The organism is Microvirga terrestris (assembly GCF_015694425.1).
Classification (GTDB): domain Bacteria; phylum Pseudomonadota; class Alphaproteobacteria; order Rhizobiales; family Beijerinckiaceae; genus Microvirga; species Microvirga terrestris.
Window position 1 is genome coordinate 618,329 of the sequence record NZ_JADQDN010000001.1, and the last position, 21,158, is coordinate 639,486.

Sequence of the window (21,158 nt, forward strand, 5' to 3'; positions counted from 1 at the left end):
CAGAGCTTTATCGACATACATCCACCCAGTCGGCGCTGACAAGATCGGCCATGCGCTGCGGATGAATGCGTACGGCCGTGTGGATGGAGCCCGCAGCAGGGACAACTTCGTCGAACGCTTTCAGCGAGATGTCGCAATAAACGGGCAGGGGCGTTGCCAAGCCAAAGGGGCAGACCCCGCCAACCGGATGGCCTGTCAGCGCCTTGACCTGCTCCGCATCCAGCATCGAAGCCTTGCCGCCGAAGGTCGCCTTCACCTTCTTGTTGTCCAGCCGTGCAGTGCCGCTCGTGACGACGAGAAAGCTTTTCTCGCCAACCCTTAGGGACAGAGTTTTGGCGATTTTCTCTGGCCCAACACCATGAGCTTCCGCAGCTTGCGCGACAGTGGCGGTGCTCGTTTCCATTTTGATGATCTCGAGGTCCGGTGCGTTCTGGGCGAGAAAGGCGCGAACGGATTCAAAGCTCATGGCCGGATGACTCCCTTCAGAATGGCGGGGATATGTGGGAGCGTCTCAAAGACAGGCGTCCCTCACAGGTGCAAGGACTGCTCTTATGATAGCCGCCAGCCTGCCAGGAAGGCAAACTCTGCCCTAGCGATCACCCTCGGGATAGTCCGCCCCCCTGCTCGTTTCGGCCCAGACCTCGATCTCGGCCAGGGTTTCCTTCAACTTGTTCCGGACGCCTTCCAGGGCGATGGAGCCCAGTACCAGATGCTTGGGCGGGTTTTCCGCCTCGACCGCTTTGATGATGGCCTCCACGGCTCGCACAGGGTCACCTGGCTGCTTGCCGCTGTAACTGGCGGTAGCCTCAAGCCGGGTTCCGACTGTGCCTTGATAATCGGCAATCATCGGACGCCGCTGCTGCAAAGATCGACCGGCCCAGTCGGTTCGGAATGGGCCAGGCTCGACACAGGTCACCTTGATGCCGAGCGGCGCCACTTCGCGGGAGAGCGAGTCGGACAGGCCCTCCACCGCGTGTTTGGTCGCCGCGTAGTAACCGGATCCCTCGAAGCCAATGAAGCCAGCCTGTGAGGAGATGTTGACGATATGGCCGCGGCGACGGGCCCTCATGCCTGGCAGCACGGCCCGGGTCATGGCTGCCAGGCCGAAGACATTGGTGTCGAACTGGGCGCGAATCTCGGCATCGTTGCCTTCCTCGATGGAGGACTGGTACCCGTAGCCGGCATTGTTCACCAGGACGTCGATGGATCCGAAGCGGTCCTCGGCCGCTTTCACGGCTGCCGCGATCTGATCAGGCTTGTTGACGTCGAGTGACAACGGGAGCGCGTTTTCCTCATGTCCCTGTGTCAGGTCCTGCACCCTGCCGACGTCGCGGGCTGTGACCACCGCGCGCCAGCCCCGGCGCAAGACCAATTGAGCGAGCTCCCGCCCGAACCCGGTGGAGCAACCTGTAATAAACCAGACGGGATTGTCGTTCAGTGGCATGTGCGGTCTCCTCTGCTCGGACGGATGCGGCAAAGGCATATAGGGCCGGATCTAGGGCTGTGAACCGGCTTTCTCGCCTCCATACTCAGCGAAGCTAAGCCATCTGAAATTCGATGAGCGGCTCGTCATAGATTCCGGTAAGGAGCCTGCCATCCCCTCTAACGACACCGCGATACATGCCCGAGCAGTTGAAGGGCAGGGACACGTTGCCAGCACGATCCACGGCAATGATGCCCCCCGAGCCTCCTGCCGGAGCAAGCATATCAATCACGACCCCGTGCGATGCCTGGTCCAGGGTCTGGCCCGTATAACGCATGCGGGAAGCGATCTCGTGGGCTGCTGCATAGCGGATGAAAATCTCGCCATGGCCGGTTGCTGATATGGCACAGGTCTCGTTGTCAGCCCAGGTTCCGGCGCCAAAGACAGGGCTGTCGCCCACACGTCCTGGGGATTTTGCCGTCATGCCGCCAGTGGAGGTCGCAGCAGCGAGATTCCCGTGCCGGTCGCGAGCCACTGCCCCGACGGTGCCATGCTTGCGCGACTCGTCCTGATCGTCCGCGCCGCTCTGGCGCATGGCAAGCGTCTCCTGCAGGGCCTGCCAGCGTTGTTCGGTGAAGAAGTAGGATGCCTCCTCGAAAGCAAGACCCTGACGGCGACAGAACTCCATGGCGCTTTCGCCGATGAGCAGCACGTGGCCGGAATGCTCCATCACGGCGCGGGCGGCAAGAATGGGATTGCGCGGGCCGCAGATCCCGGCAACAGCTCCAGCGGAGCGGTCACGCCCGTCCATAACGGCAGCATCCATCTCCTGCTTGCCAGCCGATGTGTAAACCGCGCCACGTCCGGCATTGAAAAGCGGCTCGTCTTCGAGCGCCATTACGGCGGCGGTGACCGCATTTAGCGCGCTTCCACCGTCGGCGAGAACGATGCGTCCCGCGTCGAGGGCACGGCGCAGGCCCGCATGATAGGCAGCTTCCCGCTCGGGCGTCATCTTGCTGCGCAAAATCGTTCCTGCGCCGCCATGGATTGCAAGGGCGAAGTCGTTACCGGATGCGCTGCTGGTCATAAGGGCAGGTGTCCTTTGAAAAGGGTTACAAAGCGTCGGTCAGGGCTGGACGGTGATGTCCTGCGCGGCCGGTCATGGAACCGGCGGCGACGAGGGCGTCGATAACGGCTTCCTGCGTAGCATCGGCTACCGCCTCGAAGAGCAGATCGATACGATTCTCGTTCAGGATGCAGATATTCACCAGGGCTGCCTTCTCGTCGTGGGAGAGGACATTGGCCGTCGTAAAGCCGAGTGCAATGTCGCCGCTGCCGTGGCCCCAGAACGATCCGAGGCGCGCGAGTCCGACACCAGAGCGGCGGATGACGCGCTTGAGTTGCCGGTCGTTCAATGGGATGTCCGTAGCCGCAATGATGATGATCGACCCTTTCTCAGTGGCATATCTCTCCATCTGAGTCTCAGGCTGAACGACAACCCTGCCATCGGGAAGACGCAAGTCGCCAGCCCGTCCAAAATTGGAAAGGACGAGTACGCCTAGGTGATAGCTCCGATCATCTAGGTCCAGACGCCGGGATGATGTGCCGATGCCACCTTTGAAGCCGAAGGTACTCATGCCGCAGCCGGCGCCCACTGAGCCGACATCGAAACGAGAGGAGGCGTTTGCCAAAGCGGTGCGTGCGTCCTCTTCGGTGACGGCAAGTGCCTGGATGTCGTTCAGATAGCCATCGTTGCACTCGAACACGACAGGATTAACCGTGGCAGTTTCTCGGCCGATATCCGGGTTATGCTCAATCGCGTGTCTCACCAGCGCAGTGCAGCATGTGCCAACCGCGAGGGTGTTGGTCAGAAGAATAGGGGTCTCGATCGTGCCCAGTTCTTCTACCTGTATCAGACCCGCGCTTTTTCCGAACCCATTCAGGACATGTACGGCCGCTACCGGCTTCTCGCGATATAAATTGCCGCCATAGGGAACAATAGCCGTTACCCCGGTGCGGATATCTCCATCCACCAGCGTATGGTGGCCGACTCGAACACCCTGCACGTCCGTGATGCTGTTCAACTCACCTGTCGGCAGATTGCCGCAGGCGAGGCCGACGTCCCGAGCGCGGGCAGTGCGTTGCATCAGAGACCTTGCTCCTTCACGAAATCTGCGATTTCCGCGTGGGTCGCTACCCAAACGTCCGATCGTTGTGCGATTTCCTCGAGAAGCTTTTCCAGAATCCAGATGCGTGATCGATAGCCCGTCACATGAGGGTGCATGGTGAGGAGGAACAAGCCGCCTTCTTCGTAGGCTCGCTCGAATTCTCGAAAGAAGATATCGTAGACGGCGGTCGGCGGTGTGTGCGGGCGCAGGCCGTTGAATCGGTGCATGTTGAAATAGACCGCGTCATCCCTGATCCATTCAACGGGAAGCTCTACGATTCCGGTTGGCTCACCCTGTTCGAGCAGTTCATAAGGATCGTCGTCCGCCATTAGAGATGAATCATACAGCAATCCGAGTTCGCGCTCGATCCGCAACGTGCTGGGGCTGAAATCCCAGGAAGGCGTGCGCATGCCGACCGGACGCACCCCGGTGATCTTTTCTAGGGTATCGGATGCTCGGAACATCAAGTCGCGTTCGATGTTGTACGGCAGTTGGCTGTTGAGCTCGTGAATCCAGCCGTGAATGCCGATCTCATGGCCTTCTGCTATCACCCGACGTTGCTCGTCTTCATAGAGGAGGGCAGCGACGGCCGGGACGAAGAAGGTTGCCTTGGCATCATACTTGGCGAGAGCACTCAGGATACGCGGCACGCCCTGGCGGTTGCCATACTGGCCCTGAGACATGCGGCCGATTGATTGTCCCCCATCGCGCAACTCGTTCGTCTCGTGGTCGGAATCGAACGACAGCGCGACGGCGCAGCGAGCACCATTTTTCCATTTGGCGGGCTTCAGAGAGGGACCAGCGCGCACATGCTCCACCTTGCTGCGCCAGGTTTGCTCATCCCATCCCCAGGGCGGGCTGCTCATCTCGTCCATAGTGCTCTCAATTCCTTGTCTGCGTAATCTAAGGGGCGGCAATGAAGTCAGGAGCGGCCACCGTCAACTGAGATAATCTGGCCTGATACCCAAGCTGCCGCGTCCGATGCCAGAAACATCACAGCGTTGGCAATATCCTGGGGATAGCCAAGGCGACGAGTATGGATGCTCTCCACAAGTCGCGCCTGGCCCTCCGGCCCGTAACTCTCCCATTGGCGCTGCGTGGCAGGGTTCGAGAGCACGAACCCGGGTGCCACACTGTTCACCGTTATGCAGAAGGGGCCGAGCTCGAAGCTGAGCTGCTTCGTCAGACCGACCAACGCATGCTTGGAAGCTGTATAAGCTTGAATGCCCGTGAGGCTCGGTCGCAATCCCGCTCCGGACGAAATGTTGATGATGCGTCCGAACTTGCCCTGCTTCATATGCGGAGCCGCTGCCTGCGAACACCAGAAGGCGCCATGCACATTGGCCTCGAACAAAACAAGCCAATCCTGCTCGCTCACTTCCTCGACGGGCCTCGCCACTTGGCCGCGAACGCCCCCTGCACAGTTCACGAGGATGTCGATCCCACCAAGTGTCTCGGCCATGTCGGCGAAAACGTCAGCTACAGCGGCACGATCTGCAAGATCGAGGGTGCGGGTTGCCTTGGCGCCGGCTTCGGCAGCAACCCGGAGGCCAGCTTCATCCAAGTCAAGGGCCCACACATGGGCACCCTCGGCTGCAAGACATTGGACGATACTTCGTCCGATGCCCTGTGCAGCGCCGGTGACGGCAACACGACGGCTGGTGAAGTCAAGTTTCATAGGTTGAGCATCTCGTCGAGCGTAGACCAGGATTGTTCGCGGCGGCCATCCTCGATGTCATGGATCAGGGCGACCAGCTTATTGATGGCAGGCGTGGGTATGCCGGCCTCTTGGCCCACAGCACCAATGATGGCGATCTGCGCATCGACCTCGGTCTTGCGCTTGCGCACAGCGAGATCGCGCCAGATGCCGGAATGAGTCTTGGCCGTATGCCGGTTGAACTCGGCCATGTTGGCAACAGAACGCCTTGCTGCAGCTTCATCCGCTCCCGGCATGAAGGCGTCGGGATCAAAGCCGTTGAAGCCCAATAGCTTCACGTTGCGAGTCTTCGCGACGGCCATGACTTCCCGGCCTAAACGCTGGTAAACTGGGAAGTGCCGCTCCGACGCCAGGTTCTCGGACATGGAGGCGTTCGTCAGTGCCGTCGCGAAGAGCAGGGAGCCGTAGCCGAGCTTGCCCCAGAGATAGCCCCAGATGTTGTCAGTGAGCACGGCCTTCGGCTCGAAGATCGAGAGCAGGCGGTGATAGTCGCGCACCGAATCCGACGCCTGACCATCGAGTCCGCCGACTGCGACGGCGGCGCGGTTGCCAAAAAGAACGCGTCCGGGTTCGAGCCAGTCTGCGCCGAAGTTGACGAAGCATCCAATCGTGCGCTCGGCACCGATTTCTTCGGCTATGATGATCTCGTTCAACCCGTTCTGCGCGGAGAGGACGGTGCCGTCCTCAGCTAAATGGGGCTTGAGAGCCCGAACGGCATCGCGGGTATGGTGAGCCTTGACCGCGAGGATGATGCGCTTGAACTGCCCGGTCACCTCACTAGGCAACACGGCCTTCACCGGTTGGCGGAAGGTTTCCACAGGGCCTTCGATGAAAAGACCTTCGCGCTTCATCGCTTCCACATGCGGCTCGACGATGTCGACGAGCAGCACATCCTCGCCAGCACGGGCGAAATAGGCGCCGAGGGTACCGCCGATGGCACCGGCGCCCCAGATCAGGATCGTGTTCTCGTTCATTACCAATTCTCGATCAGGGTGCGGGTCTCGTCGATGGCCACTGACCAGATGACGTTCATGTCCTCGTCGGACCGCTGGAAGTATCCACCGAAATTGCCGTCCTGCAGGATCTCACGGACACCCTCCGGACCGAAGGTCCGCATACGCTCCAGATCGACCATGGGTTTCTGATGTGATGGCTGCTCGATGTCGGGCAGACGCGTCCAGGGGAAGTTCTCCATCCAGGAGGCATGCGAGGCAACCGGATCGATCTCCTTCACCTTCTCGAAGGTGCGCGGAGCGTTCCACCAATTGTGGAATTTCACACGGCATTCCTGATTGGCTCCCATCCATTCGATGGCTGCTGTATGGCCCGGTGTATTCCCACCGTGCCCGTTTACGAACAGAATGCGGCGGAAGCCCGTGCGCTTTAGGGAATCGAGAATGTCCGTGATGATCCGCAGGTAGGTGTCGGCCTTCAGCGAGACCGTGCCGGGATAGGCCATGAAATAGGGTGTGATGCCGTAGGCCTGAACCGGGAAGACCGGAACCCCGGTCGGTGCGGCTGCTTCAGTGGCCACACGTTCCGCCAGGATGCTGTCGACGGAGAGACTCAGGTAGGCGTGCTGCTCCGTGCAGCCCAATGGGACAACGGCGCGATCATCTGTCTTCAGGTATTCTTCCACCTGAAGCCAGTTCATCTCACTGATTTTCATGAAGGCTCTTCCTCTTGAGAAACGTTTGCCGAGCGCAGGCGCTCGAGGACGGGCAGCAGCGTAGCGCGGATCGCATGCGGGTCCGGCACATAGCGGAATTCCAAAGCCTGTCGGCCTGCCGGCAGAAGCCTCTTCACAGTCGCCTCGGCACCGCTGGCATAGATTGCCACATCAATTTGGGTCAGAAAGGCTGCGAGGTCAGGGGCCGTGATCAACCGAACATCGACCGTCGACACGTGAGGTGCAAATCGCAGGACGCCGGGCTTCATCAAAGCGGCGAATTCGGGAAAGATCGACACGAGCCCAACCTGTGCCATAGGATCAAGCAGCGCGAGCTGAGCCCGCGTCTCCTCAGCGGGAATGAAGCTCAAGCCGACGACCGGGATACCGCTTGGCACGAGATGCTCGACTTCGCCGCGGCGATGCGCCAGCGTCACGCAGATGTCGCAGGGCAGGGGAAAGGCCTCCCCTGCATGCAGGGAATCTACTGTCGTGACGGCGATGGTATCGTCGGAGCCAAGATGGTCCTGAATTCGATTGGCATATTGCTGGGTCGTTTCAATGAAGTTGCCCACCATGACCAGCCGCAGCGGGCGCGTGGGCGTTGGACCACGTGCGGCGCGGGCATTCACGAGCGACGATACGACGGATGGGGCGAGACCCAGCTGCTCGGCCTCGTTGAAGAGCACCTCGACCCGGCGTTGGATCTTGCGAATCGCATGGGAGCGCAGGCCGTCGCTGTTGTGCCCGTCTCCCACATAGGTGCCGGCCCCCGGCTTTGCCTCGATAAGTCCTGACTCGCGCAGTTCTCGATAGACTGTGGCCACAGTCATGTGCGCGATCCCAGCCCGCTCTGCCAACTCACGAACGGAGGGCAGACGTTGGCCGGTGGGTAACTCGCCCAACGCAATTCCGAACTCGATCAACCCACGCAATTGCGTGCCAAGCGAAACAGGGAGCGTGCGGTCGAGTGCCCCTGCGAGGTTGGCAAGAATGCGCTCGTCGGGGCTCTGTTCCGTGTCACTATAACGGCTGCCCTCATAAGGGTCAGATGCTGGTTGGAGTTTAGGCAAGGTGCTGTTGACTTTTCGTGTTCAGAGGGCCTACCGTTCTAATCGATAAGAACACCTTGGACGAAAAGCCAGGGTCTTAGCAAGAGGGGAAGTGAATTGAAACAAAACTTCAAGCTGGGTGGATCACTCGTCGCAGCTCTCGTTCTTGGCACCGTCCTTAGCGGTGGCGTATCAGCCCAAACTCTGACCATGGGTCTGCGGGCTGGCCCCGACTCCATCGACCCGCACTGGTCAACCCTGGGCAGCCAAGCAGAGGCTCTGCGTCATATCTTCGATACGGTTGTCATGTCGGACGAGAACCTGGGTCTGAAGCCCGGTCTTGCGACCTCGTGGAAGCCGATCGATGAAACGACCTGGGAGTTCAAGATTCGTGAAGGCGTGAAATTTCACGACGGGTCGGAACTCACTGCTGAGGACGTGAAGTTCTCGATCGACCGCATCCCGGTCGTCACCGGTCCAATGAGCATGACGATCTACACGAAGCAGGTTGCGGAGACGAAGGTCGCCGACAAATACACCCTGCACGTTAAGACCAAGGCTCCTGCGCCGACCCTGCCGAACGACTTCATCCGCCTCTTCGTCGTGTCGAAGAACGTCGGCATGGAAGCCCGCAACGAGCAGTTCAATTCGGGCAAGGCTGCCATCGGGACTGGTCCTTACAAATTTGTATCTTGGGAACCTAAGGGCGACCTCGTCCTGGAGCGCAACGACAACTACTGGGGTGGCAAGCAGCCCTGGCAGAAGGTGGTTCGTAAGGAAATCCCGAGCGATCCGGCCCGCATGGCGGCGATGAAGTCCGGTCAGGTGGATCTCGTCAATTATGTGCCGGCCACCGACTATGCTGCGATGCAGAAGGACAAGTCGGTCGACACTTTCGTGGCCGACTCGGTCTACTTCCTCAACCTTACGCCCAACGTGAAGGAGACCCTGCCGAAGAAGGTCAAGGTCGACGGCAAGGAGATTGACGCCAACCCGCTGCGAGACCCCAAGGTTCGTGAGGCCATGGATCTCGCAATCGATCGCAAGACGCTCGTGCGCGTTGTGCTTGAGGGCCTCGGTCGCCCGGCTAACCAGCTGATGCCCGCCAGCTTCTTCGGCGGCAACAAGAACCTGCCCGAACGCCCGTATGATCTGGCGAAGGCAAAGCAGCTTCTTGCCGATGCGGGCTACCCGAAGGGCTTCGAAATCGACTTCCACTGCACCAACAACCGCCTCCCGGGCGATGCGGCGGTGTGCGAGGCTCTCTCGCAGATGTGGGCTCGAGCTGGATTGAAGGTGAACGCTAACGCCCTCAATGGAACCGTGTTCTTCCCGGCGCAGCAGAAGGGTGAATTCTCCCTCTGGATGAGCGGCTGGGGCACGCTGACGGGTGAGGCGAGCTATACATACGGCTCGCTCGTTCACACGGCAGACCCGCAGGTTGGTCTCGGCGCATTCAACAAGCAGGGTTATTCCAACCCGGAGGTGGACAAGCTGCTTCAGGAAGGCGCCCGCACCATGGACGACACGAAGCGTCGCGCTCTCTTCGAGAAGGTGACGGAAATCTCTATGAACGACCGTGCCCTGATCCCGACCGTGCAGATCCAGACGGTTTGGGCCGCCAAGAAGGGCATGCTGACCATCCCGGCTCGCGTCGATCAAGAGACCCTAGCCTACGAGATCAAGCCGAAGAGCTGATCCTGACAAAGTCAGCCGGATTTCTCCGGCTGATCTCTTCCGGAGGGAAAGCTATTTTCCTCCGGCTTTTTCATTGGTGATATTCGTGGAATGCCGGACGGCAATCGTCGGGCTCCCCGGATTGATGTCCATTCACGAGACAGCATGATCGGTTTTCTCATCCAACGCGTCCTGCAGGCTCTCATGGTCGTGATCGCCATGTCGATCATCGTGTTCCTGGGCGTTTATGCCATCGGCAACCCCATCGACGTCATGATCGATCCGGCCTCCGACCAAGCGCTTCGCGCAGCGCTGATTCAGCGCTACGGCTTCGATCGTCCTCTGATTGAGCAGTATTTCATCTTCATGAACAACATGCTCCACGGAGATCTTGGAGAGTCTTTCATCTATCGGCTGCCGGTGTTGAACCTGATCCTATCGCGCCTGCCGGCAACGCTGGAACTCGCGCTGACAGCGATGATGATTGCCACATGTCTTGGAATTCCGCTTGGCCTGTGGGCCGGCTACAAGCCTGAATCATTATCCGCGAAGGCCATCATGGGCTTCTCAGTGCTCGGCTTCAGCGTGCCAAGTTTCTGGGTTGGGCTGCTGCTCATCATGGTATTCGCCGTCGAGCTCGGCTGGTTGCCCTCCGGTGGGCGGGGGCCAACGACCGAAGTTCTCGGCATGAACCTGTCGATTACCTCGCTGGAAGGCTGGAGCCACATCCTCCTGCCAGCGCTAAATCTCGCATTGTTCAAGCTCGGCCTTCTCATTCGTCTGACGCGTGCGGGCACCGTTGAGGTGATGAGCTCAGACTATGTGCGCTTTGCCCGCGCCCAGGGCCTATCTGAGGGCAAGGTCGTGGGCCTCCACGTGTTGAAGAACATCTCGATTCCCATCGTAACGGTATTCGGCCTTGAACTCGGCTCGACGCTGGCCTTCGCTGTGGTCACTGAGACTGTCTTCAACTGGCCCGGGATGGGTAAGCTGATTATCGACTCCATTACCGTGCTCGACCGCCCCGTGATGGTCGCCTATCTTATCCTCGTGGTGTTCCTCTTCGTCATGATCAATCTCGTGGTCGATCTCATCTACGGCCAGCTCGATCCGCGTATTCGCGTAAAGGCCGCTTCATGAGCAGTTCTCCCGCACTCACTCTACCGGCCGAGACAACCTGGAGCCGATTCGCGAACTTCTGGTCCGACTTTCGGCAGAGCCCTGTGGCCATTGCCGCTCTGATCGTGGTGGTCGTTGTGGTTCTCATGGCCATCCTCGCGCCTTTCGTGGCACCGCAGGACCCATACAACCAGGAGGCTCTCGACCTGTTCGATGCGCGGCTCGAGCCTGGCGAGACCGGTTCTGGCGGCTATGTCCATTGGCTCGGGACCGATGCAGCCGGTCGCGACATCTTTTCCGCCATCCTCTACGGTCTGCGGACCAGCCTGATCGTCGGCGTCATGGCGGGCACTCTCGCACTGGTCCTTGGCACTACGGTGGGGCTCATCGCGGCTTATTATGGCGGCCGAGTCGAAGCTCTCATCATGCGCGTCATCGACCTTCAGCTGTCTCTTCCCGCAATTCTTCTGGCACTGGTTCTGGTCGCGTTGCTGGGGCAGGGGCTGATGCAGCTCGTTGCCGCTCTAGTCGCCGCGCAGTACGCCTACTTTGCGCGCACGACCCACGGGGCAGCGAGTGCGGAGCGACGCAAGGACTATATCGAGGCTGCTCTCTCCACCCCGCTCCCGGCGCGTCATGTTCTGTTCCGCCACCTCCTTCCTAACGCATTGCCACCCCTGATCGTCGTGGCGACGGTGCAGGTGGCAAATTCCATTGCGCTCGAAGCGACACTGTCCTTCCTAGGACTCGGTTTGCCGATTACCCAGCCTTCGCTTGGCTCACTGATCTCCAATGGCTTCCAGTTCCTGCTATCTGGCCGCTACTGGATCTCGATCTATCCGGGCATTGCCCTCATGCTGACGGTCGTTGCCATCAATCTGGTAGGTGACCAAGTTCGCAGCGTTCTGAATCCGAGGAACAGCCGATGAGCGATGCGGTTCTTCGCGTCAACAATCTCCAGACGCAGTTCCAGACGCGGGGCGGCGTTCTGAAAGCGGTCGATGGCGTCAGCTTCGAGGTTGCCTGTGGACGCATACTCGGCCTTGTCGGCGAGTCCGGTTCAGGTAAGAGCGTGACCGGCTACTCGATTCTGGGACTAATCGAAGCCCCCGGCAAAGTCGCAGGTGGCGAAATCATTCTCAATGGTAAGGATATCACTCGCCTCAAGGGCGATGCCATGCGTCAGGTCCGTGGTGCTCAGATCGCCATGGTCTTCCAAGACCCGATGATGACTCTGAATCCGGTTCTCAAGATCGGAACGCAGATGATCGCGGCCGTGCGGGCGCACGCGAAGGTCTCTCGCAAGGCAGCTCGTGTTAAGGCACGCGATGCCCTGGCCAAGGTCGGAATTCCGAGCCCGGATGAGCGTCTCGAGGCCTATCCGCATCAGCTCTCAGGAGGGATGCGTCAGCGCGTAGCCATTGCGATTGCGCTTTTGCACAGCCCTGCGGTCATCATTGCCGATGAGCCGACCACAGCGCTCGACGTCTCCATTCAGGGGCAGATTCTTGCCGAAGTGCGACGCCTCGCGGATGAGACCGGTACCGCCTTCGTCTGGGTCACCCACGACCTCGCCGTGGTGTCGAGCCTCGCCGATGACATCTGCGTTATGTATGCGGGACGTGTGGTCGAAAGCGGCCCCGCCGCGGACGTCATAGCGTCGCCGCGTCATCCCTACACGGCAGGGCTTCTCGCATCAGTTCCGGCCGAGCATGAGCCCGGCACGAAACTCCCACAAGTTCCCGGGTCCACGCCATCCCTGGCGAATCTGCCTCAGGGTTGTGCCTTTGCGCCTCGTTGCGCCAAGGCGGGACCTGCCTGCACCACCACACCGCCTGTCCAGCATTTCGAGGGCGGGCGTACCGCCCTCTGCCATTATCCAATCGAGCCCGTTTCATGCCAGCCGCTCTCCTTGACATCGACCACGTATCGAAGCGCTTCGTAAAGCGCCCTAATATTGGGGAGCGGATCGCGGGACTTCTCGGTGCGGGCCGGTCGACCGAGATCGTGCGCGCGGTGACGGATGTCAGCCTCAGTGTCGGCAAAGGCGAGGTCGTTGGCCTCGTCGGCGAGTCCGGCTGCGGAAAGTCGACGCTCGGGCGTATGATCGCCGGTATCTACACCCCGAGCGACGGCAAGATCCTCTTCGGTAATGCACCCGTGGCCAAGGAGCAGGGGCGGCGCACGCAGAAGCTGACCACCCGTGTCCAGATGATCCACCAGGATCCCTTTGCCAGCCTTAACCCGCGCATCCGGATCGGTGACACGGTGGCCGAGGGACCGGTAGCCCACAGCATCGTCAAAGGACGCGAAGCGGATTCTTATGTAGCTGACATGCTGGGTCGCGTAGGTCTCGATCCGAGCTACCGCAGGCGCTTTCCACACCAATTCTCAGGCGGGCAGCGGCAGCGCATCGCCATCGCCCGCGCGCTGGCCATGAAACCGGACCTCCTCGTACTCGACGAGCCAGTGGCCTCCCTCGATGTGTCCATCCAGGCGCAGGTGCTGAACCTATTCATGGACCTGCGCCGCGATCTCGATCTGACAGGGATCTTCATCAGCCACGATCTCGGTGTGGTGCGGCACGTCTCCGACCGAGTGGCAATTATGTATCTCGGGCGCATCGTCGAACTCGCGCCGACGGCAGAGCTCTATGCTCATCCGAACCATCCGTACACCCGAGCGCTCTTCGAAAGTGTTCCTCGTGTAGGCGTTGGCCGAAAGAACTTTCGGCCCATTGCCGGTGAAATCCCATCTCCGCTCAATCCTCCGAGCGGATGCCATTTCCACCCGCGTTGCCCCTTTGCCGGTCCGCGCTGCAAGCGGGAAGCTCCGCCGCTGGCTGCCATAGGGCCCGGCCGCTTCTCCGCCTGTCATCTCAACACCGGCGGTACGGACTAACATCAGAGAACGAAATGACCCAACAATCTTCCCTCGCGGCGCTCCAGGAGCGCATTGCCGCCGTCAATGATGTCCTGAACGCAACCTCCCTGCTCACCTGGGACTCCCGTACGATGATGCCCACGGGTGGTGCGGAAACCCGCGGCCATCAGATTGCGACCCTGACCCGCATTGCACGCGACCTTCTTCTCGCATCCGAGACCGAAAGGGCGCTTGAGGAGGCCGAGCGGTCTCTTGAAGGAATGCCGGCGGACGCGGCCGGGCGGCGTATGGTCGAGCAGACGCGCCACGCGGTCGAACATCATCGCAGGGTTCCGGCATCCTTGATCCAGGAACGGGCGGCTCTTCGCACCGTCGCGCAATCTGCCTGGATTGAGGCGCGGTCGAAGAGCGAGTTCTCGATCTACGAGCCTCATCTCGCTAAGACCGTCGAGATGTCGCGTGCCTATGCCGATTGCATCGGCTGGGGGGCACACCCTTACGATGCCATGGTGTCGATCTATGAACCGGGGGAGACCGCTGCGAGCCTCAAGTCTCTGTTCTCGACGCTTCGGGACGGATTGCTGCCGATCTTGGAAACCGCCCGATCGCGACCCCAGCCTCGTTCAGATTTCTTGTTCCGTGACTTTCCCGAAGCGGGGCAGCGGGCCTTCGGCCTGAGTCTTGCCAAGAAGCTTGGTTATGATCTCCAGCGCGGACGTCTCGACACCACCGTGCATCCGTTCGAGGTGTCATTCACCCGCAACGACGTGCGGATCACCACACGCTATAACCAAAATTATCTTCCGGCCTCCATCTTCGGCACCGCCCACGAAACCGGGCACGGCCTCTACGAGCAGGGCGTCGACCCGGCCTATACCCGCACGAGCTTGGCAACAGACCTTGTGGGGCTTTATGCGGTCGGCGGCACCAGCTTCGGGGCGCATGAGTCCCAGTCTCGCCTCTGGGAGAACCATATCGTTCGCAGCCGCAGCTTCTGGGAAAGGCATTTCCCGGATCTGCAGCAGCATTTTCCAGGACAGCTTGGCGATGTGAGCGCAGAGGAATTTTATCGCGCCGTCACCCGAGTCGAGCCCGGCTTCATTCGGGTCGAGGCGGATGAACTCACCTACGATCTTCACATCATGCTCCGCGTCGATCTCGAATGCGCGCTCATGGACGGCTCGCTCCCTGTCTCGGAATTACCCGGCGCGTGGAATGCGTCCATCAAGCGCGATCTAGGTCTGACTGTCCCGAATGACGCTAAGGGCGTTCTGCAGGACGTACACTGGTCGACCGGCTATATCGGCTCATTCCCGACCTACACTATTGGCAACGTCATGGGTGCTCAGGTGATGGAGACTCTGCGCCAGCAAAACGGGTCCCTCGACGCCTCCATTGCAGCAGGTGACTACGGTATTCTTGCTGAGGAACTCCGTACTAGGATTTGGCAGCATGGCCGCCGCTTCATGCGCGACGAACTGCTGGAGCGCGAGACAGGCCGACGTCTCCATCCGGCACCCTATCTTACCTATCTGCGGAACAAATATGCTGCCTAAGCAGCTTGGCCGCTCAGGGACCGACATCGCCCGCAGCTTTTGCCCAGAAATGCAGGCTGCGGGTGTTGACGGGGGCTCCTGCTGCCTCATGCAGTGCGAGGATCGCCTTGTGAAAAGCTATGGCCTCATCAGGTCCGACGAGAAGCCTTAGGCTATGGAGGATCCGCGTAATCCGCAGATGATTGTGATCGTGCGAGATTAACCACCATTGCGTGTCTCGGTAAAAGCGTAACAATCGTTCAGTTGCCGCCTTGAGGGTAGCGACAGCACGTGGATCAGCTCTGATCGCCGCGATCTCATCCAGCGTCAGAATGGGGGAGTGCGGCTGTGCCGCGCTGCGGCTTTGGAGCGGGAATAGCCACTGAATGTAATCGTGAACTGCCTCGAGGTCGCAGTCAGAGAAGTTGAGTACATCGACAGCCAGACGCCCGCGCCCGTCCTGCCCCACACCCGCAAGAAAAGCATGAAGGGGCCCTGCCGTTGACTCTGCCATGGAGCGGCCTCCTCTTCGGCTTCGCAGATTGGAGCTGCCAATAGCTCAGGTGACAAGGCTGGCGGCGAAGCGGGCGCAGACGAGCAGCAGGAAGATGCCGAAAGCCACCTCGAGCCGACGCTTGGAGAGGCGGTGCGCGAGGCGGGCACCCACAGGCGCCATCCAAGTGCTAGTGGGGATGAATAGCACGAAACCGAGAAGCGATACATAACCAAGCGCCAGCGGCAGCTGGAAGGCGACTACGTTAGGGTAGTCGGCCATGTGCGGCCATCCGGCATAAATGTACCCGATGGCGCCCGGGATCGAGATGAGAAGCCCAAGACCCGACGAGGTTGCCACCGCCTGATGGATCGGGCGGTTGTAGAAGGTCATGAACAGATTGGAGAGCTGGCCTCCGCCAATGCCCATCAGGGCCGAGAGAATACCGATGAGCCAGCCATAAGCGATCATGATGGGCTTTGCCGGCATGTCGAGACCGAAGCGCCAAGTATCTTTGCCGAAGAGCAAGCGAATGGCCGAGATGCCGGCTACCACGACGAAGACAGTTTTGAACAGGTCGGCGGGGGCGTAGCGGGCAATGACGCTGCCAACGACGACGCCAAGCACCACCGGGACGGCCCAGACGCGCAGGATCGTCATGTCGACCGCACCTTTAGCCTTATGTGCAGAGAAGGAACGCAAGGACGTAGGGATGATGATAGCCAGGGACGTGCCGACGCAGAGCGGCATGCGGACTTCCTCCGGCACCTCCAGGATGCGGAACAACTCATAGAGGATTGGCACGGCCACGGCGCCTCCGCCGACGCCGAACACCCCTGCCAGCAGGCCAGTAATGGCTCCAGCCGCCAGCAGTGCCACCATGAGCCAAGCCAGATCGAAAAGGGGTATGCCGAGCATCGGAAGATCCACCGTATAAAAGTAGAAGGACCGTAGAGGCTTTCGACGCTACGGTAAGTTAAGCTGATGCAAAAGCGCGTTACGTGCGGCTAGCCAGACGGGCCTGATACTCGCTCGCCCTCTGGTCGATCCAGGAACGGTCTGTGACTCCGCCAGGGTTGGAGCGGGTCGCCATGGCGTCCATGAAGGCGAGGAAGCGCTCGTGAGCAACGCCATGGAGTCGGCGCAACTCCTGTAGCGGCTCAGGGTGATCGTCAACACGTAAGTCGAGCATGGGATAGGGCTCGTCGCGCCAGACTTTGAGTGCAGCCGATTGCTTGCCGCGTTTGTCACCGCCCTCGCTCTGTCCGGCATCGAGGGCTGCGAGGAGACGGTCGGCGAAAGGCAGGTCGATACGTCGCTTGTAGGTCTCGAGGGTGGCTTCGATCACATTAGGACCCGCCAGCATATTGCCGGCAACCGACACACCCTTATCCGTCAGGTGTCCGCACCAGTCGATGCAGTCCCGGCCCGTGTGGGCCGCGGTTCTGCCATCCCGGTCGATGACGTGAAGCTGGCGGGATTCGCGCCCAGGATCCTGGGCGATGAGCACCGCTACGATTTCCTCGGCGCTTCGCCCTTCCGCCAAAAATCGCATCCCGTCTATTCCATAAAGCGGATTGACCAGTGCCTGTGTGGCAAGCGCGCCGATCTTGGCCGTGCCATGGGGGCAGAGTGCTCCCACGGCGAAGAATTTAGTGGTGACGGCAACTCCGAACGAGCCGGTCTCGGAATCCTTCGCGATGATCGACCAAGTCATGATCCGGGCTCCTCAGCGGCCGACCGCATAGGCCTGCATGAGGCGCGGCGTAGCGGCCCCGTGCAGCAGGCCGTCCTTGTCACGGCTCGCTGCCACGAGACGACCAACTGTCCAGGCCGGCGCGACCTCAACCTCGTGACCACGGGCGCGCAAGTCGTCGAGAACCTCAGCACCGTAGGTTTCCTCCGCCATGAGGTGGCCGGGTTTCTGCTCGCGCGGATAGAAGGAAGAGGGGAAATGCGCCGTGTGCGACATTGGCAGGTCGATGGCTTCCTGCAGGTTCAGCCCATGATGAGCGTGGCGCAGGAAAAGGAGCATCTGCCATTGCTCCTGTTGGTCGCCGCCGGGAGAGCCGAACACCATGTAAGGCTCTCCATCCTTTTCCGCGAGAGTTGGTGTGAGCGTCGTGCGCGGACGCTTGCCCGGTTCGAGGCTCGCCGGCAGGTTCTCCTCGAGCCAGAACATCTGAGCCCGGGAATTGAGCATGAAGCCGAGCTGCGGAATAACCGGCGAGGATTGGAGCCAGCCGCCAGACGGCATAGCGGCGATCATGTTGCCGAAACGGTCAACCACATCGATATGCACGGTATCCCCACGCCGCGCCGAGCGCATGGAAGCCAGGGTCGGCTCGCCGCCGGAAACTTTCTTGTCCGTGGTGGAGAGCTCACGCAGCGCTTTCAAGGTACGCTCGACCTGGGCTTCATAGCCTTCGACGCGGCCAGGGCGGAGTTCAAAGGATGCCTTGTCGGTGATCAGCTTGCGGCGCTCATCGTTATAGGCGTCCGACAGCAGCGTTTGGATCGGCACGTCGACGAAATCCGGATCTCCGTAATAGGCCTCGCGGTCGGCGAATGCGAGCTTCATGGATTCGACAACGGTATGGATGAATTCGCCGCTGGTCGGGCCCATGGCAGCAAGATCGAACTCCTTCAGGAGCGCCAGCGTCTGCAGGAAGACGGGTCCCTGGCCCCAGGGTCTGATCTTATTGACCCGGAAGTTGTGGTACTCGTAGGTCTGCGGCGCGTCGTAGGACGCCTGCCAGTTTGCCATGTCGTCGGCGGTGAGCACGCCGCGATGGCGGGACCCACTCTGATCCATCACTTCCGTGTTGCGAACGAATGCATCAATGGCCTCGGCCACGAAGCCCTTGTAGAAGGCATTGCGAGCACCTTCGATCTGCGCCTCGCGGTCGGTTCCCCTGGCTTCCCCTTCGCGGATGATGCGCTTCCAGGTATCGGCGAGTTGCGGGTTGCGGAACAACTGGCGGGGTTTCGGAACCCCACCACCCGGCAGGAACACGGCAGCCGAGGTCGGCCACTCGGTCTCGAAAAACTCCTTTAGGCCCTTGATGGTATCGGCAACGCGCGGCAGGAGCGGATGTCCCTGCTCGGCATAGTAAATGGCGGGCTCGAGGACCTCCCTCAAGGACAGAAGTCCGTGGTCGCGCAGCAGCAGCATCCAGGCATCGAACGCACCAGGGACCACAGTCGCCAGCAAGCCATTGCCGGGAATGAGCTTGAGGCTTTCGCGCTTGTAATGCTCGATGGTGGCACCACCCGGTGCCGTTCCTTGGCCGCAGAGCACTTCGACCTTCTTGGTCTTGGCGGAGTAGAACACGGCCGGGGCCTCGCCTGACGGACCAACGAGGTGCGGCTCGACCACTTGGAGCACGAAAGCGGAGGCAACGCAGGCGTCGAAGGCGTTGCCTCCCTTTTCCAGCATCGCCATGCCAGCAGCAGAGGCCAGCCAGTGGGTTGAGGTGACGATGCCGAAGGTGCCGAGGATCTCGGGCCGAGTCGTAAACATGTCTCTTATCCAATGTTTCGAGTTTATTGTTCGCGGGGATCGAGGGCGTCGCGCAGGCCGTCGCCGAGAAGGTTGAAGCCGAGCACGATCAGGAAGATGGCCGAGCCTGGAAAGATCGACATCCAGGGTGCCTGATCCATGAAGTTCTTGGCCGTGTTGAGCATGGAGCCCCAGGAAGGGTTCGGTGGCTGCTGGCCTAGTCCAAGGAAGGACAGGCTCGCCTCTGCAATGATGGCCGTAGCGATGGTCAGCGTGCCCTGGACCAGAATCGGCGGCAGCACATTCGGGAGAATGTACCGAGCCATTATCCAAAAGTCCGGGAGACCGATGGCCCGCGCGCCTTCCACGAAATCCTCCGCCTTGACGGTCAGCACTTGTCCGCGGGTCAGGCGGATGAAGATGGGCATTGCTGAGAGACCAATAGCGATCATCGCGTTGGTGAGGCTCGGACCAAGGAAGGCGGCGAGCGCGATGGCGAAGATCAGGAAGGGAATCGCCAGCATGGCGTCAGTGGCCCGTGAGATCGTGGCATCGATCCAGCCGCCGAAATAACCGGCGAGGAGCCCGAACGGCACGCCGAGCACAATGGCGATGAAGACCGAGACCACGCCGGCCATGATGGAGGCGCGAGCACCCCAGAGCATACGGGAGAGCATGTCGCGCCCCAATTCGTCGGTGCCAAACCAGAACAGCACCGATGGTGCCTTGCGGATGCTCGTAAAGCTCGGCTTGATAGGATCGTAGGGCGCAAAATAGGGCCCGACGATGGCAGCCAGAATGAAGAACAAGACAATGGCTCCGCCCACGACGGCGCTCTTGTTCTTCAGGAATTTCGAGAGCACCCGGCTGCGCTTCTTCGGCAGGGCGACCTCATCGGCAACTACGGCTGTAGCGGTCATGCTGAATGCCTCAGGCGGGGGTTGACGAGAACATAGAGGACGTCGGCCAAGAGGTTCATGAAGATGAAGCCGACAGCTGTGCAGAGAACTACGCCCTGCACCACGGCATAGTCGCGGTTGAAAACCGCATCCACGATGAGCTTGCCGAAGCCCGGGATCGTGAAGATCTGCTCGGTCAGAACGGCACCGGCAAGGAGTTCGCCGAACAGCAGGGTTGACAGCGTTACGATGGGGATCAGCGCGTTACGCAGGGCATGCTTCAGGATGACCTTCCGCGACAGGAGGCCTTTGGCGCGGGCCGTGCGGATATAATCGGACCGCATGACACCGAGCATGGCGCTTCGGGTATGCCGCATGAGGCTCGCGGCAAGGCCCGTGCCGAGTACGAAGGCCGGCATGATCATGGTCTTGATGTTGAGCCACAAATCCTCGGTCGGAGGCACATATCCGGAAGCCGGCAGGAGTTGCCAGCGCACCGAGATCAGCATGATGAGCATGATGCCGAGCCAGAAGTTCGGGATCGACAGGCCCGATAGCGCGATCACGTTGGCGGCGTAGTCGACGGTCGTTCCCTTCCTGACGGCCGAAATGATCCCGGCTGGGATACCGATGGCCAGCGCCACGATCATAGCCATGATGGCGAGTTCGAGGGTGACCGGGAGCTTGCTCATGATGAGATCGAGGACTGGAATGTCGGTGCGCAGCGAGATTCCGAGATTGCCCGTCAGGGCCGAGCCGATCCAGGCGAAGTATTGAACCGGAATCGGGTCATCCAAGCGGTACTTCTGGCGCAGGTATTCCAGCACCTGCGGGTCGCGCTCCTCGCCTGCCATGGTGAGGACCGGATCGCCCGGCAGGAGCTTCTGCAAGGCGAAGACCAACAGCGACACGATGATTAATGTCGGGATGGCTATCAGTATTCGTCGTCCGATGTAGCGCAGCATCAGCCTAAGCAACCCGCATCAGAAAAGGGAAAGGACGTGCCCGATCGAGAAGACCG

General features: G+C 60.6%; 21 protein-coding genes. 6 read left to right on the forward strand and 15 right to left on the reverse strand.

Features of this window, described 5'->3' with window-relative positions; all coding sequences use genetic code 11:
- Positions 1 to 7: 7 nt before the first annotated feature.
- From I2H36_RS02835 to I2H36_RS02875, 9 genes are all read right to left on the reverse strand, one after another.
- The gene (locus I2H36_RS02835; protein ID WP_196262340.1) at positions 8 to 466 is read right to left on the reverse strand and encodes a YbaK/EbsC family protein; all 459 of its coding nucleotides are present in this window, start codon (positions 464 to 466) and stop codon (positions 8 to 10) included.
- 123 nt (positions 467 to 589) lie between these two features.
- Positions 590 to 1,444 (reverse strand): oxidoreductase, encoded by an 855-nt coding sequence (locus I2H36_RS02840; RefSeq protein ID WP_196262341.1) that lies wholly within the window; start codon positions 1,442 to 1,444, stop codon positions 590 to 592.
- A gap of 94 nt (positions 1,445 to 1,538) precedes the next feature.
- A complete protein-coding gene (locus I2H36_RS02845) occupies positions 1,539 to 2,510 on the reverse strand; it encodes an isoaspartyl peptidase/L-asparaginase family protein (RefSeq protein WP_196262342.1) in 972 nt (323 codons plus the stop codon).
- A 25-nt stretch (positions 2,511 to 2,535) separates the two neighbouring features.
- Entirely contained in the window at positions 2,536 to 3,570 is a 1,035-nt protein-coding gene (locus I2H36_RS02850) for a DmpA family aminopeptidase (protein ID WP_196262343.1), read from the reverse strand.
- Positions 3,570 to 4,466: a polysaccharide deacetylase family protein gene (locus tag I2H36_RS02855; RefSeq protein ID WP_210330897.1), complete on the reverse strand. Its 897-nt coding sequence runs from the start codon at positions 4,464 to 4,466 to the stop codon at positions 3,570 to 3,572. The genes I2H36_RS02850 and I2H36_RS02855 overlap by 1 nt, the downstream gene beginning before the upstream one ends.
- Positions 4,467 to 4,513: 47 nt before the next feature.
- Positions 4,514 to 5,269, reverse strand: coding sequence for an SDR family NAD(P)-dependent oxidoreductase (locus I2H36_RS02860; RefSeq protein ID WP_196262344.1), 756 nt, complete (start codon positions 5,267 to 5,269; stop codon positions 4,514 to 4,516).
- Positions 5,266 to 6,282: a ketopantoate reductase family protein gene (locus I2H36_RS02865; protein WP_196262345.1), complete on the reverse strand. Its 1,017-nt coding sequence runs from the start codon at positions 6,280 to 6,282 to the stop codon at positions 5,266 to 5,268. The genes I2H36_RS02860 and I2H36_RS02865 overlap by 4 nt, the downstream gene beginning before the upstream one ends.
- Positions 6,282 to 6,977, reverse strand: a complete 696-nt coding sequence (locus I2H36_RS02870) for a creatininase family protein (RefSeq protein ID WP_196262346.1) — start codon at positions 6,975 to 6,977, stop codon at positions 6,282 to 6,284. The genes I2H36_RS02865 and I2H36_RS02870 overlap by 1 nt, the downstream gene beginning before the upstream one ends.
- Entirely contained in the window at positions 6,974 to 8,050 is a 1,077-nt protein-coding gene (locus I2H36_RS02875; RefSeq protein ID WP_196262347.1) for a GntR family transcriptional regulator, read from the reverse strand. The genes I2H36_RS02870 and I2H36_RS02875 overlap by 4 nt, the downstream gene beginning before the upstream one ends.
- Before the next feature lie 96 nt (positions 8,051 to 8,146).
- Here I2H36_RS02875 and I2H36_RS02880 point away from each other — a divergent pair, with 96 nt between their 5' ends.
- The 6 genes from I2H36_RS02880 to I2H36_RS02905 all read left to right on the forward strand — a co-directional run bounded on the left by I2H36_RS02880 (position 8,147) and on the right by I2H36_RS02905 (position 15,264).
- Positions 8,147 to 9,727: an ABC transporter substrate-binding protein gene (locus tag I2H36_RS02880; RefSeq protein ID WP_196262348.1), complete on the forward strand. Its 1,581-nt coding sequence runs from the start codon at positions 8,147 to 8,149 to the stop codon at positions 9,725 to 9,727.
- A gap of 144 nt (positions 9,728 to 9,871) precedes the next feature.
- Positions 9,872 to 10,846: an ABC transporter permease gene (locus I2H36_RS02885; protein WP_196262349.1), complete on the forward strand. Its 975-nt coding sequence runs from the start codon at positions 9,872 to 9,874 to the stop codon at positions 10,844 to 10,846.
- Positions 10,843 to 11,754, forward strand: coding sequence for an ABC transporter permease (locus tag I2H36_RS02890; RefSeq protein WP_196262350.1), 912 nt, complete (start codon positions 10,843 to 10,845; stop codon positions 11,752 to 11,754). Before I2H36_RS02885 ends, I2H36_RS02890 begins: the two co-directional genes overlap by 4 nt.
- On the forward strand, positions 11,751 to 12,770 hold the full coding sequence (locus I2H36_RS02895) for an ABC transporter ATP-binding protein (RefSeq protein WP_196262351.1): 1,020 nt from the start codon (positions 11,751 to 11,753) through the stop codon (positions 12,768 to 12,770). The genes I2H36_RS02890 and I2H36_RS02895 overlap by 4 nt, the downstream gene beginning before the upstream one ends.
- Positions 12,722 to 13,726 carry an ABC transporter ATP-binding protein gene (locus I2H36_RS02900; protein WP_196262352.1) on the forward strand — a complete coding sequence of 335 codons (1,005 nt, stop codon included), beginning with the start codon at positions 12,722 to 12,724 and terminating at the stop codon, positions 13,724 to 13,726. Before I2H36_RS02895 ends, I2H36_RS02900 begins: the two co-directional genes overlap by 49 nt.
- Positions 13,727 to 13,740: 14 nt before the next feature.
- Positions 13,741 to 15,264, forward strand: a complete 1,524-nt coding sequence (locus I2H36_RS02905; protein ID WP_196262353.1) for a carboxypeptidase M32 — start codon at positions 13,741 to 13,743, stop codon at positions 15,262 to 15,264.
- A 13-nt stretch (positions 15,265 to 15,277) separates the two neighbouring features.
- On the opposite strand, the gene I2H36_RS02910 is transcribed toward I2H36_RS02905, so the two are convergent.
- From I2H36_RS02910 to I2H36_RS02935, 6 genes are all read right to left on the reverse strand, one after another.
- A complete protein-coding gene (locus I2H36_RS02910; protein WP_196262354.1) occupies positions 15,278 to 15,757 on the reverse strand; it encodes an opioid growth factor receptor-related protein in 480 nt (159 codons plus the stop codon).
- Between the two features lie 45 nt (positions 15,758 to 15,802).
- Positions 15,803 to 16,654, reverse strand: a complete 852-nt coding sequence (locus tag I2H36_RS02915) for a sulfite exporter TauE/SafE family protein (RefSeq protein WP_196262355.1) — start codon at positions 16,652 to 16,654, stop codon at positions 15,803 to 15,805.
- Between the two features lie 79 nt (positions 16,655 to 16,733).
- Complete coding sequence (locus I2H36_RS02920) at positions 16,734 to 17,453, reverse strand: DUF1028 domain-containing protein (RefSeq protein WP_196262356.1); 720 nt, start codon at positions 17,451 to 17,453, stop codon at positions 16,734 to 16,736.
- 12 nt (positions 17,454 to 17,465) lie between these two features.
- Positions 17,466 to 19,259, reverse strand: a complete 1,794-nt coding sequence (locus I2H36_RS02925) for a gamma-glutamyltransferase family protein (protein ID WP_196262357.1) — start codon at positions 19,257 to 19,259, stop codon at positions 17,466 to 17,468.
- Between the two features lie 23 nt (positions 19,260 to 19,282).
- Complete coding sequence (locus I2H36_RS02930) at positions 19,283 to 20,158, reverse strand: ABC transporter permease (RefSeq protein ID WP_196262358.1); 876 nt, start codon at positions 20,156 to 20,158, stop codon at positions 19,283 to 19,285.
- Positions 20,155 to 21,102: an ABC transporter permease gene (locus I2H36_RS02935; RefSeq protein WP_196262359.1), complete on the reverse strand. Its 948-nt coding sequence runs from the start codon at positions 21,100 to 21,102 to the stop codon at positions 20,155 to 20,157. Before I2H36_RS02935 ends, I2H36_RS02930 begins: the two co-directional genes overlap by 4 nt.
- Positions 21,103 to 21,158 lie beyond the last annotated feature (56 nt).

Excerpts from the sequence above, each read along its gene's own strand:
- I2H36_RS02835 (WP_196262340.1), bottom strand. The coding sequence starts at position 466 with ATGAGCTTTGAATCCGTTCGCGCCTTTCTCGCCCAGAACGCACCGGAC.
- I2H36_RS02840 (WP_196262341.1), bottom strand. The coding sequence starts at position 1,444 with ATGCCACTGAACGACAATCCCGTCTGGTTTATTACAGGTTGCTCCACC.
- I2H36_RS02845 (WP_196262342.1), bottom strand. The coding sequence starts at position 2,510 with ATGACCAGCAGCGCATCCGGTAACGACTTCGCCCTTGCAATCCATGGC.
- I2H36_RS02850 (WP_196262343.1), bottom strand. The coding sequence starts at position 3,570 with ATGCAACGCACTGCCCGCGCTCGGGACGTCGGCCTCGCCTGCGGCAAT.
- I2H36_RS02855 (WP_210330897.1), bottom strand. The coding sequence starts at position 4,466 with ATGGACGAGATGAGCAGCCCGCCCTGGGGATGGGATGAGCAAACCTGG.
- I2H36_RS02860 (WP_196262344.1), bottom strand. The coding sequence starts at position 5,269 with ATGAAACTTGACTTCACCAGCCGTCGTGTTGCCGTCACCGGCGCTGCA.
- I2H36_RS02865 (WP_196262345.1), bottom strand. The coding sequence starts at position 6,282 with ATGAACGAGAACACGATCCTGATCTGGGGCGCCGGTGCCATCGGCGGT.
- I2H36_RS02870 (WP_196262346.1), bottom strand. The coding sequence starts at position 6,977 with ATGAAAATCAGTGAGATGAACTGGCTTCAGGTGGAAGAATACCTGAAG.
- I2H36_RS02885 (WP_196262349.1), top strand. The coding sequence starts at position 9,872 with ATGATCGGTTTTCTCATCCAACGCGTCCTGCAGGCTCTCATGGTCGTG.
- I2H36_RS02890 (WP_196262350.1), top strand. The coding sequence starts at position 10,843 with ATGAGCAGTTCTCCCGCACTCACTCTACCGGCCGAGACAACCTGGAGC.
- I2H36_RS02895 (WP_196262351.1), top strand. The coding sequence starts at position 11,751 with ATGAGCGATGCGGTTCTTCGCGTCAACAATCTCCAGACGCAGTTCCAG.
- I2H36_RS02900 (WP_196262352.1), top strand. The coding sequence starts at position 12,722 with ATGCCAGCCGCTCTCCTTGACATCGACCACGTATCGAAGCGCTTCGTA.
- I2H36_RS02905 (WP_196262353.1), top strand. The coding sequence starts at position 13,741 with ATGACCCAACAATCTTCCCTCGCGGCGCTCCAGGAGCGCATTGCCGCC.
- I2H36_RS02910 (WP_196262354.1), bottom strand. The coding sequence starts at position 15,757 with ATGGCAGAGTCAACGGCAGGGCCCCTTCATGCTTTTCTTGCGGGTGTG.
- I2H36_RS02915 (WP_196262355.1), bottom strand. The coding sequence starts at position 16,654 with ATGCTCGGCATACCCCTTTTCGATCTGGCTTGGCTCATGGTGGCACTG.
- I2H36_RS02920 (WP_196262356.1), bottom strand. The coding sequence starts at position 17,453 with ATGACTTGGTCGATCATCGCGAAGGATTCCGAGACCGGCTCGTTCGGA.
- I2H36_RS02925 (WP_196262357.1), bottom strand. The coding sequence starts at position 19,259 with ATGTTTACGACTCGGCCCGAGATCCTCGGCACCTTCGGCATCGTCACC.
- I2H36_RS02930 (WP_196262358.1), bottom strand. The coding sequence starts at position 20,158 with ATGACCGCTACAGCCGTAGTTGCCGATGAGGTCGCCCTGCCGAAGAAG.
- I2H36_RS02935 (WP_196262359.1), bottom strand. The coding sequence starts at position 21,102 with ATGCTGCGCTACATCGGACGACGAATACTGATAGCCATCCCGACATTA.